Raw genomic sequence first — 10,470 nt, 5'->3', positions numbered from 1 at the left:
AGTCCGAAATCGCTGCAAAGACATCAGATATAGGGGCATCAACAGTTTTTTGACTAGACAGCTTCATGCCCGGTCTCTGACGTCAATCCAGCGTATCGGCAAGCCAATTTTCGATCAGGAAACGGGCAATCGACCCTTTTCGCGCTGGTTTTATGACTGGATTGTCCTCGGTCAGCGACAAAGCCATCTCTTCGCGAGTCACCCACAAAGCGTCTTCCAACTCGACTGGGTCGACAGTGATGTCCCGCGTCAAAGCCACCCCGTGACACCCAAACATAAGCGAAGACGGGAACGGCCAGGGCTGGGACGACAGATAATTGACCTCCCCCACTTTGATCCCGGATTCCTCAAAGGTTTCACGCCGCACGGCCCCCTCAATGGTTTCGCCCGCTTCGACAAAACCAGCGAGAAGCGAATACATGCCCTCGGGCCATCCAGGAGAGCGGCCCATCAGAACCGAGTTCCCATGCAGGATCAGCATAATGACGACGGGGTCAGTCCGCGGGAAATGATGCGCGTTGCACTGGGGACAATCGCGCTGCCAGCCCGCTTGGGAAATGACACTTTTCGCCCCGCATCGTGCGCAAAACCCGTGTATTTCATGCCAGCTGAGAACGGCCTTGGACGCGGCCACCAATTCAGCATCTCGTGCCGAAAGTGCGGTCATATTTGCGCGCAGCTCGCAAAACGCCTGTGTCACTGGAATGGCCGGATGGAGCTGTTCGGAGGGATCGTGGAACGCCCCAACGGTGTCGGAAACCTCGTCGGGATCCCATCCCGAAATATCGCGAGCAAACCGAGGATAGCCGTCATCAAGTCCTAGGAAAATGGCGGCTTCGTCGGCAGAGGCAAATACAGGATGGTCGGGGGTCAACCAGACAGGCACGCGTCGTTCTAGGTCCAGAAGCGGTTTGCCGCGCCAGATTGCCAGAACACCGGCATTCGCTTGGGCAATAAGTTTTGCCTGCTCATCCGCTGATCCCCGCAGATGCGCCGCTCGGTCCAGTCCTGAACCACCGAAAGTTACTGATTCTGCATGCTTCATCTTTCATCCCCTGATCTTCCAGCCGATGTGCCATGCGATCTCGGAATTGGCAAATGTCGAAACCTCCCGCAAAACAGTGGGTTGCAGAATAATTCGGTCGACTTGGCGTTGGCCACCTCATTTTGAGGTATGCGCCCCGCGGCTTTCATGATCCCCTTGCAAGATCACATAAAAAACAGGGAGCCCGAAATGTCACTTTTCGAAGGACCGGCAATGAGCCGAAGAACTTTCCTTTCCACAACCGCGGGCGCAACAATGATCGCAATCCACCCCTTTTCGGCCCGCGCCGCCGCGGGTCAGGCGCACTTGCGGATCATGGAAACCACCGACCTCCATGTGCATGTCTGGCCCTATGATTATTACAGCGACCGCGAGGTCGACACTGTAGGCCTTGCCCGCACGGCCGCCCATATTGCCGACGTGAGGGCCGAGGCGACCAATACACTTCTTCTCGACAACGGTGACTTCCTTCAGGGCAATCCGATGGGAGATTACATCGCCTACGAACGCGGCATGAAAGACGGCGACTTGCATCCCGTCATTGCAGCAATGAATGCTGTAGGGTTCGATGTGTCGACGCTTGGGACCCACGAGTTCAACTATGGCCTCGACTTTTTGATGAAATCCCTTGCAGGCGCGGATTTTCCGATTGTATCGGCGAACGTCGTTACAACTGAAGGCCGCAATCCAACCAAAGACGTCACCTTGATCCAGCGGTATGTCATTCTTGACCGAATGCTAACCGACGGCGCCGGCGAAACCCATTCGATCAAGGTCGGCATTATCGGATTTGTGCCTCCGCAGATCATGAACTGGGATCGCAAACACCTTGAAGGAAAGGTGACCACGCGAGATATTCTGGAGACCGCGCGCGCCTATGTGCCCCAAATGCGTGAACAAGGCGCTGATATTATCATCGCCCTTAGCCACTCGGGGATTGGTTCCGCCGAGGAAACCGAGGGCATGGAGAACGCCAGCGTACCTTTGGCGGCCATCGACGGCATCGACGCTTTGGTCACCGGCCACAGCCATCTTGTGTTTCCCTCACCCACCTATGCCGACTACACTGCGGTTGATGCTGAAAAGGGTCTGATCCACGGTAAACCCGCAACCATGGGCGGGTTTTGGGGGTCGCACCTTGGGGTGATCGACCTGATGCTGGAACGCGAAGCCGGCGAATGGCGCGTGGTGAACACGACTGTCGAAACCCGGCCCATCTCGAAGCGCAACGAGGATCGCTCGGTCACGGCACTTGTCGAAAGCGACGAAGCCGTTCTTGCCGCGACCGAAGCAACCCATCTCGAAACGCTCGCCTATATCCGTCGCGCGGTCGGCAAAACAGCAGCGCCATTGCACAGCTACTTTGCTTTGGTGGCGGATGATCCGTCTGTGCAGATCGTGTCTATTGCGCAGACATGGTACATTGAAGAAATGATGAAAGGTACCGAACACGAGGGCCTTCCGATCCTGTCTGCGGCGGCCCCATTCAAAGCAGGTGGCCGTGGTGGTCCAGAATATTACACCGATGTTCCCGCAGGCGATGTTGCAATCAAGAATGTCGCGGATTTGTATCTTTATCCCAACACGGTGCGCGCGGTGCGGATCACTGGGGCAGATGTCCGCAACTGGCTTGAACGGTCGGCGGGCATGTTCAATCAGGTCGAGCCGGGGACCAACGACACCGCCCTCTTGAACCCATCTTTCCCGTCCTACAATTTCGATGTGATGGATGGCGTGACCTACCAGATCGACCTTAGCCAGCCGTCTAAATTCGGACCAAAGGGCGAGAGCCTGAACCCTGACGCCAACCGGATCAAGAACCTTTCTTACGACGGCGAACCAGTTGCCGATGATATGGAATTTGTCGTGGCGACCAACAATTATCGGGCCAGCGGCGGCGGATCGTTCCCGGGTGCCGATGGCTCCACGGTCATATTTGAGGCGCCCGATACCAACCGCGACGTCATCGTTCGTTACATCGTCGACCAGGGCACCATACAGCCCAGCGCGGATGCAAACTGGACGTTTTCACCTCTGGCCGACACGTCCGTTTTGTTTGAGACAGGCCCGAAGGCTGCCGACTACGTCGATGATCTGAAAAGCGTCGATGTTTCACCTGCTGGTGACGGTGCAGATGGGTTCGCCTTATTCCGCCTGAACCTCTGATCAGATGGAGCGCGCCTGTAAAATTGCGCGCTCCCCGAAGCCAAAACCCACAAAATGAACTGGCCCCGCTGACCGCTTAAATCTCATGCAGTCGCTTCGGTATTGCCGAAAAACGGGCAAAGCAGGGTGCTGCCTTCCGCAGCGCTGTCCATATTCACCCGCGCCATTCTGGCCAGTGCCGGCATATTTGCTGCCACTCTGGCCTCCGCCCAGGAAAAAGTGCCTTTTGCGCTCGACTGGAAATTTGAAGGCCCCGCTGCACCGTTGAAAGTTGCGGTGACGCTGGCCTTTATCGGCACCAACCTGATGGAGATCGTCAGCCCCCATGGACGCGGTCTTGGGGCCCTTTTCGACAGCGGCAAAACCAATGCAGATTACCCATTGATGTTTGCCGTGCTGATCGCCTTAGCGTTCCTCGGCATCGTTTTGTACTACGTCGTCGTCGCGCTCGAGAAACTCTTCGCAGGCTGGGCAGAGCGACAGCCAACCTGACGCAAATCACCTCTTCTTGTGGACCAACCCTGGCGATATTTTCGGTCTTCTAGGCCATCTGCGCGTCTCCCTGCGGTCCTGCCCACATGGATTTAGGCGGTTTAGACCGCCTGATCACTCGCAGATCGCGCGATATATCGCTAATCGTGCCAGATATATCGCTAAACGTGCCAAAACGCATGCAGGTCTCGCCAGACTTGCGAATCTCGGCGCGCGCTATTAGATCGTGGGGTGAGAGGTTGGCGCGGGCAAGCGCCTCGCCAACCCGGTCAGATCCGGAAGGAAGCAGCCGCAACGAGCCCCGTTTGGGTCGTGTTCAGCCTCTCACCCAACTAAAAGCGATCGGAGGTTTCATGGTCACCCAAGTTTCCCTCCGGGCCCAGAATGTTTAAATTCTGAAACGGCCCAATGATGGTTTCGCACGTCCCGGCAGCGTGCCCTTTCCTATTGCTTTCAAGGGTTATCCCAAATGACACCAAATTCACTTGCTGACCTTGGTTGGTCTGCGTTCTTTGCCCGTCAGGACATTCCTGAAGGGGCCTCTCCTATGCGCATTTCGTCCGTTCACCGTGATCGCGTCGAGGCTTTCTCGCCCCATGGCACACATTCCCTGTCGACCCCTGACAAGACCGGACAGCTGGCTCCGGGCGATTGGGTGCTGGCCGAGGACGGGCACGTCGCCCGCGTTCTTGAGCGGCAAAGTTTGTTGAAACGAGGCGGTGCAGGAAACGACGCGCGCCCTCAGTTGCTGGCGGCCAATGTCGCGACACTTGGCATCGTATCGTCTTGCAACGCCGATTTTAATCTGGCCCGCCTGGAGCGCTACCTGGTGATCGCCGCCGACGCGGGATGTTTGCCTTTGGTAATTTTGACGAAGGCGGACATGGACGAAGATCCCGCCCGATATGTGAAGGACGCGCAACGCTTGTCCCCATTGCTTACCGCAATCGCCATCGACGCCACAGATGCGGAAGATGTGGATCGCCTAACGTCTTGGTGCAGCAACGGCGAGACACTGGCATTGGTCGGCTCGTCGGGTGTTGGCAAGACGACACTACGCAATGCCCTGACCGGAGACGAGGCATTCACGCAGGACATTCGCGAAGATGATGCAAAAGGGCGCCATACGACCACGTCCCGTGCGCTTGTGCGCACGACCGCTGGGGGGTGGATTATTGACACGCCCGGAATGCGGTCGCTGGCCCTGACGGATGTTTCGGACGGAATTGCGGTTGTCTTTGAAGACATCGAAACGCTGGCGGAATCGTGTCGGTTTTCCGACTGTGCACACGAGACCGAACCGGGCTGTTCTATCCAAGGCGCCCTGCAAGCGGGCGACCTTGACGCGGATCGCGTGAAACGCTGGCGTAAGTTGAAGGCGGAAGAGATGCGCAACTCAGAAACGCTTGCCGGCGCGCGCGCGCGCGACAAAAGCTTTGGTAAAATGGTGCGCAGCGTCACGGCGCGCAAACGGCATGAACGCAGCAAACGCTAGATTCTGTCGACCGCGCGCAGTCCCACAAACGCCGCAACTTGCAGAGCGGCCAGCGCGATGGGCACAAGGCTAAGCCGCCGAACTGAAGTGCCCCTGGGCCAGCGCCAGCCGACACCGGCAATAGCCAAAGCAAGAGTTCCGGCGATGGCTTGCCAGCCTGCGTAAACCCGGAACGCCTCGATCAGGGCGTTCCGGCTCACCCCCGCACCTGCCCCTTCGGCGGCCACAAAAGCATAGCCGAAGGCCATGACCCAAAGCGCCATAAGGCCCGCCAACAAAAGCCGGTTGCCGTCGCCGGGATCGCTCACTGGCCCAACCCCAAGCGCTCAAACATTGGGGCGGCCGCCCATATGCGCTGCTCTTTGGCCTCGACCGCGCAACTGCGCACATCCCTGAGGCGGGCCAGCGCGGGATCCGCGTCTTCACCCGCTTCGACCATCAACCGCATCAGAACCATGCCGGAGCGACCACAGCCCCCAAAACAATGCGCCAATACGCGCCCTCCCTGAGCAAGCTCGTCGTGAGCAAGCGCGGACAGCTCAGGCCAAAGCGCCGCAGTTTGATCATCGGGCGCGCCAAAATCAGCAATTGGCAGATGCCGCCACGCGACACCAGCTGCCTTAAGGTCGGCGCCGATGTCCGTCGCCCCAACCCGCGCCATTTCACGATGGGTTGTCATCGTCAGCACCAAAGTCGGCTCCCAACGTAGTAAAGTGGCCAGATCGGAAAGATAGGCAGCTGTGCGGCCGGGGATCGGCGCGATCCCCAGCCACCCGTTGCCCAAGGGGAGTTCGCTTACGGACCAGTCAGGCAACACCAGTCTCCAGCACCTGCCCCGGATGTGCCTCGCTCCAGGCTGCAAGGAATGCCGTGACATTAGGATCACCGGCAAGCTCGACAGCACAACGCGGCAAGGCCACACCCATTTTCAAAGCGAGTTCAAGGCAGCAGATATGATCACGCGGAGAACGATACGGCGCATTCGCCGAGGCAGGAATGATCGTTGACAACAAGGTTCCTCCGTAATTGTTCCCGGGACACAGATCAGGTTTCACAGACAAGAAATACCCCATCCCTTCGGGTCCGGGTCCCAGCCTGCAATCTGCACCAGGGTAATGCCAGCGTCGTCGGGGCGATCATGGTCCGCGCCCGCCGCAACCAGACCCTTCGCATGACCAAGCTTATCCGGAAAGTACGGGATCAGCCGAACGATATTTCGCGCAGCTACCGGCTTTTTGTTGGGATCGAGATAGGCCCCTGTCAATGTCTCGCCGTCCGCAATCCGCGCAAGTTGCGCAAGGATGCCGGAGAGAGGGGGCCGATGCAAGATTTCCGCGGACCTGGATGCCACCCCGAAGCGGCAATCCACCGAGAGGGCGCGTTTGAGAAAACTTGCAGGGGTTGACCCGTGTCAAAGCACTTGGTCGAAGTCAGGGATATGGTTGGTCCAAACCCATAAAAGGAGGACCATTATATGTCTCACACGCCCCACGAACTTGCCGAAGAATTTCCCGAACACGTCGCCAAGATGAGCGAATTGAAACAATCTGACGCGCATTTCGCGCAGATGTTCGACAGCTATCATGAGCTAAATCGCACCATTCACCGGGCGGAGACGAACGTTGAGCCGATAGACGGAATGGCCGAAACGGACCTGCGCAAACAGCGCGCGCATCTGAAAGACCAGATTTGGAGCTATCTGTCGTCCTGATTGGTCGGCTTCTGGTGGACGCCTCAGACGTGCCGGTCTAACCTCGCGCAATGCGAATCCAACCGGGGTATTTATGAGCGACTCCAACACCAGTGGCTATCAGGTTCTGGCCCGGAAATACCGGCCCGAGACATTTGCCGATCTTGTTGGTCAGGATGCGATGGTCCGGACGCTGAAGAACGCGTTCGAGGCGGATCGCATCGCGCAAGCCTTCATCATGACCGGCATTCGCGGGACCGGTAAAACCACGACGGCGCGGATCATTGCCAAGGGCATGAATTGCATCGGGCCAGACGGAAAAAGTGGTCCGACAACGGACCCTTGTGGGAAATGCGAGCATTGCGTTTCAATCGCCCAAGGGCGTCATGTCGACGTACTGGAGATGGATGCGGCCAGCCGCACAGGTGTCGGCGATATCCGCGAAATCATTGATTCCGTTGCGTATCGCGCCGCTTCTGCACGCTATAAGATCTATATTATCGACGAGGTTCACATGCTGTCGACCAGCGCGTTCAATGCGCTGTTGAAGACGCTGGAAGAACCGCCTGCGCATGTGAAGTTCATCTTTGCCACAACCGAAATCCGCAAGGTTCCCGTGACAGTTCTGTCGCGGTGCCAGCGGTTCGATCTTCGACGAATTGAACCCGAAGTGATGATCGCATTGCTGCGCAAGATCGCCGTGGCCGAGGGGGCCGAGATCTCGGATGATGCGCTGGCTTTGATCACACGGGCGGCGGAAGGTTCCGCGCGGGATGCACAGTCTTTGTTGGATCAGGCAATCAGTCATGGTGCGGGCGAAACGACGGCCGAACAGGTACGGGCGATGCTCGGACTTGCCGACCGGGGGCGGGTTTTGGACCTGTTCGATATGGTGATGGCCGGTGATGCGGCCGGGGCTTTAACCGAGCTTTCTTCGCAGTACGCCGACGGCGCAGACCCGATGGCAGTGTTGCGTGATCTGGCCGAAATTACCCATTGGATTAGTGTTATCCGCATCACGCCCGAGGCCGCAGACGACCCAACGGTCGGCCCGGACGAGCGCGCACGCGGGCGGGATATGGCGGGCCGTTTGTCCATGCCTGTTCTGGCGCGGATGTGGCAAATGTCCTTGAAATCCTTAGAAGAAGTTGCGTTATCTCCGAATGCGATGATGGCCGCAGAGATGGCCGTTATCCGCATGACGCATGTGGCTGAACTGCCAACACCCGGCGATTTGGTCGCCAAATTGAAAGACACACCCGTGCCCCCTGCCCCGTCTGGCAGTGGAGGCGCAGGTGGGACCTCTGGTGGGACAAATGCAGTGGCGAATCGCGGCGTTTCGATGCAGTCCGGCGGCGGCGTTTCGGCCTCTGGCGCGCAGGCCGCCGTGGCGCTTGGTACGGACAATGCTTTGGCGCGCTTCCCGACGTTTCAGCACGTCGTTGATCTTGTGCGCACCAACCGCGACGTAAAGCTGCTGGTCGAGATCGAAGGCGGCGTGCGTTTGGTTAACTATCAGCCCGGACGGATTGAATTCGAGCCTTCGCCGAATGCCGCATCGGATTTGTCGCAGCGGCTCGGCAGCAGGCTTCAGGCATGGACCGGCGTGCGGTGGACAGTCACCATTGTGACAACAGGTGGCACACCCACAATTGTGGAAACCCGCGACGCCAAACGAAAGGCCCTGGCGGACGAAGCACGGGTGAACCCGTTGGTCAGCGCCGTTTTTGCCGCTTTTCCCAAGGCAAAACTTGGCGTTATACGCACACCAGAAGAGATTTCGAGCGAGGTCGCGCATGAGGCGTTGGCCGAGGTCGAAGATGAATGGGATCCTTTTGAGGACGAATAGGAGTTTCGAGATGTTGAAGGGTTTGGGCGGTCTGGCCGATATGGGCAAGATGATGAAAGCTGCACAGGATATGCAGACAAAAATGGCGGAGATGCAAGACGAGCTGAACCGTGTGACCGTAGTCGGCGAAAGCGGTGCAGGATTGGTTAAGGCCACGGCCACAGCCAAGGGCGAATTGACCGCGCTGGATATTGATCCGTCGATCTTTAATGCGGATGAGAAAGAAATCGTGGAAGATCTGATCCTTGCGGCGATCAAAGATGCGCAGTCCAAAGCATCGGATAAAAGCCAGGAAGAGATACAAAAAATGACCGAAGGCCTTGGATTGCCAGCCGACATGAAACTGCCGTTCTAAGTCGGGACAGGGACGCTGTCAGACGCACCCAAAGAACTTGAGGCGCTGATCGAGATGATGGCGCGATTGCCGGGTCTTGGGCCTCGGTCTGCACGACGTGCTGTTTTGCATCTGATCAAAAAGCGCGGGGTTTTGTTGAGTCCATTGGCAGACGCAATGCGGCAAGTGGCGGATACGGCGCAGGAATGTCTCAACTGCGGAAATATCGGCACATCGGATATCTGTGAGATCTGTAAAAGCGAAAAGCGCGCGACTGGCGAGTTGTGCATTGTTGAAGATGTCGCCGATCTTTGGGCGATGGAGCGGTCGGGCGTGTTCCGGGGCAGGTATCACGTGCTGGGCGGAACGCTGAGCGCGCTGGACGCGATCGGGCCGGACGAGTTGCGCATTCCTAAGCTTGTGGATCGTGTGAAGTCCGAGGAAATTCATGAGGTTATTCTTGCGCTGAACGCAACGGTGGATGGCCAGACGACGGCGCATTACATCGCAGAACAGCTTGAAGGCGGGGTGCGGGTCACGACCTTGGCGCAAGGTGTGCCGATTGGCGGCGAGTTGGATTATCTGGACGATGGAACGATCTCGGCGGCTTTGAGAGCGCGGAAATCTGTTTAAAGCCCGAGGTGCAACTCTATGTCTTCACCATCTGTGCACAAACGCGGCGCGAGCGGTTGGTAACACGCTAAAACCACACGACAATACTATGTCATTATAACGTCGGTTCGGGCGTTCGGGGGGGGGCGAGACCTGATGACCCCTATCAGCACTGTCAGAACAAATTGGCTTAAGGCATGCAAGGCAGTTTTGTAACGTCCATCCATGCTAAAGCGCAACCCATGCAAATACTTCTACAACAGCCCGGAGATCATTGGCCTTGCGGTCCAGATGTATGGTCGCTCTCCACTTTCTCTCCGAAACGTCGAGGACCTGCTGCACGAGCGCGCCATCGGCATCAGCCAGGAAGCGGTGCGGTACTGGTGGACTACATTTGGTCCGATGTTTGCTGATTAGATCCGGCGAAACCGGGTCACCCGAATGCGTGCATATTCGAACTGGCAGTGGCACCTGGACGAGGTTTTCGTGCAGATCAATAGCGGGCGGCACTACCTTTGGCATGCCGTTGATCAAGAATGCGAGTTTCTGGAAAATTTTGTCACGAAGACACGGGATCGCAAGTTGGCATTGAGATTTCTGAAGAAAACAATGCGTCGCCATGGAACCCCTAAAAATTTTGGTGACTGACAAACTTCGATCTTATGGCGTTGCGATGAAAGTCGTTGGCAACACTGACCGGAAGGAAACCGGCCGCTGGAAGAATAATGGAACTGAGAATCCGCACCCCCAAGTTCGACAGTAAAACCGATAAGTAATTGATATTGCA

The 10,470-nt window shown here is 57.4% G+C and carries 11 protein-coding genes, 1 other RNA gene and 2 pseudogenes; 9 read left to right on the top strand and 5 right to left on the bottom strand.

Annotated features, from left to right (window positions below; genetic code table 11):
• Positions 1-82: 82 nt before the first annotated feature.
• Complete coding sequence (gene nudC, locus Q1B15_RS11270; RefSeq protein WP_299753835.1) at positions 83-1,045, bottom strand: NAD(+) diphosphatase; 963 nt, start codon at positions 1,043-1,045, stop codon at positions 83-85.
• A gap of 213 nt (positions 1,046-1,258) precedes the next feature.
• Here nudC and Q1B15_RS11265 point away from each other — a divergent pair, with 213 nt between their 5' ends.
• The 4 genes and pseudogenes from Q1B15_RS11265 to rsgA all read left to right on the top strand — a co-directional run bounded on the left by Q1B15_RS11265 (position 1,259) and on the right by rsgA (position 5,198).
• Positions 1,259-3,211, top strand: a complete 1,953-nt coding sequence (locus tag Q1B15_RS11265; RefSeq protein ID WP_299753834.1) for a bifunctional 2',3'-cyclic-nucleotide 2'-phosphodiesterase/3'-nucleotidase — start codon at positions 1,259-1,261, stop codon at positions 3,209-3,211.
• Between the two features lie 264 nt (positions 3,212-3,475).
• Positions 3,476-3,703, top strand: a pseudogene (locus Q1B15_RS11260) (ABC transporter permease); the annotation flags it as partial.
• A gap of 232 nt (positions 3,704-3,935) precedes the next feature.
• Positions 3,936-4,033: signal recognition particle sRNA small type (ffs, locus tag Q1B15_RS11255), an RNA gene on the top strand.
• Between the two features lie 139 nt (positions 4,034-4,172).
• On the top strand, positions 4,173-5,198 hold the full coding sequence (rsgA, locus tag Q1B15_RS11250) for a ribosome small subunit-dependent GTPase A (protein ID WP_299753833.1): 1,026 nt from the start codon (positions 4,173-4,175) through the stop codon (positions 5,196-5,198).
• On the opposite strand, the gene Q1B15_RS11245 is transcribed toward rsgA, so the two are convergent.
• Genes Q1B15_RS11245 through Q1B15_RS11230 form a run of 4 tightly spaced genes read right to left on the bottom strand, consistent with a single transcriptional unit; the run spans position 5,195 to position 6,525 of the window.
• Positions 5,195-5,506 (bottom strand): hypothetical protein, encoded by a 312-nt coding sequence (locus Q1B15_RS11245; protein ID WP_299753832.1) that lies wholly within the window; start codon positions 5,504-5,506, stop codon positions 5,195-5,197. The genes rsgA and Q1B15_RS11245 overlap by 4 nt on opposite strands.
• Positions 5,503-6,015 (bottom strand): protein phosphatase, encoded by a 513-nt coding sequence (locus tag Q1B15_RS11240; protein ID WP_366141710.1) that lies wholly within the window; start codon positions 6,013-6,015, stop codon positions 5,503-5,505. The genes Q1B15_RS11245 and Q1B15_RS11240 overlap by 4 nt, the downstream gene beginning before the upstream one ends.
• Complete coding sequence (locus tag Q1B15_RS11235) at positions 6,005-6,208, bottom strand: hypothetical protein (protein WP_299753830.1); 204 nt, start codon at positions 6,206-6,208, stop codon at positions 6,005-6,007. Before Q1B15_RS11235 ends, Q1B15_RS11240 begins: the two co-directional genes overlap by 11 nt.
• A gap of 41 nt (positions 6,209-6,249) precedes the next feature.
• Positions 6,250-6,525 carry a hypothetical protein gene (locus Q1B15_RS11230; protein ID WP_299753829.1) on the bottom strand — a complete coding sequence of 92 codons (276 nt, stop codon included), beginning with the start codon at positions 6,523-6,525 and terminating at the stop codon, positions 6,250-6,252.
• A 147-nt stretch (positions 6,526-6,672) separates the two neighbouring features.
• On the opposite strand from Q1B15_RS11230, the gene Q1B15_RS11225 reads away from it, so the two are divergent.
• The 5 genes and pseudogenes from Q1B15_RS11225 to Q1B15_RS11205 all read left to right on the top strand — a co-directional run.
• Positions 6,673-6,909 (top strand): YdcH family protein, encoded by a 237-nt coding sequence (locus tag Q1B15_RS11225; RefSeq protein WP_299753828.1) that lies wholly within the window; start codon positions 6,673-6,675, stop codon positions 6,907-6,909.
• Between the two features lie 73 nt (positions 6,910-6,982).
• On the top strand, positions 6,983-8,737 hold the full coding sequence (locus Q1B15_RS11220; RefSeq protein WP_299753827.1) for a DNA polymerase III subunit gamma/tau: 1,755 nt from the start codon (positions 6,983-6,985) through the stop codon (positions 8,735-8,737).
• A gap of 10 nt (positions 8,738-8,747) precedes the next feature.
• Positions 8,748-9,092: a YbaB/EbfC family nucleoid-associated protein gene (locus Q1B15_RS11215; RefSeq protein WP_299753826.1), complete on the top strand. Its 345-nt coding sequence runs from the start codon at positions 8,748-8,750 to the stop codon at positions 9,090-9,092.
• Positions 9,093-9,107: 15 nt separating this feature from the next.
• Positions 9,108-9,704 carry a recombination mediator RecR gene (gene recR, locus Q1B15_RS11210; RefSeq protein ID WP_299753836.1) on the top strand — a complete coding sequence of 199 codons (597 nt, stop codon included), beginning with the start codon at positions 9,108-9,110 and terminating at the stop codon, positions 9,702-9,704.
• Positions 9,705-9,908: 204 nt separating this feature from the next.
• Positions 9,909-10,428: pseudogene (locus tag Q1B15_RS11205) on the top strand (IS6 family transposase); the annotation flags it as partial.
• Between the last annotated feature and the right edge of the window lie 42 nt (positions 10,429-10,470).

The sequence above is a fragment of the uncultured Boseongicola sp. genome, from assembly GCF_937988555.1.
Classification (GTDB): Bacteria; Pseudomonadota; Alphaproteobacteria; order Rhodobacterales; family Rhodobacteraceae; genus Boseongicola.
Note: the sequence above shows the minus strand (reverse complement) of the source record. Positions and strands in the feature narration are given on the sequence as shown.

Excerpts from the sequence above, each read along its gene's own strand:
- nudC (WP_299753835.1), bottom strand. The coding sequence starts at position 1,045 with ATGAAGCATGCAGAATCAGTAACTTTCGGTGGTTCAGGACTGGACCGA.
- Q1B15_RS11265 (WP_299753834.1), top strand. The coding sequence starts at position 1,259 with ATGAGCCGAAGAACTTTCCTTTCCACAACCGCGGGCGCAACAATGATC.
- rsgA (WP_299753833.1), top strand. The coding sequence starts at position 4,173 with ATGACACCAAATTCACTTGCTGACCTTGGTTGGTCTGCGTTCTTTGCC.
- Q1B15_RS11225 (WP_299753828.1), top strand. The coding sequence starts at position 6,673 with ATGTCTCACACGCCCCACGAACTTGCCGAAGAATTTCCCGAACACGTC.
- Q1B15_RS11220 (WP_299753827.1), top strand. The coding sequence starts at position 6,983 with ATGAGCGACTCCAACACCAGTGGCTATCAGGTTCTGGCCCGGAAATAC.
- Q1B15_RS11215 (WP_299753826.1), top strand. The coding sequence starts at position 8,748 with ATGTTGAAGGGTTTGGGCGGTCTGGCCGATATGGGCAAGATGATGAAA.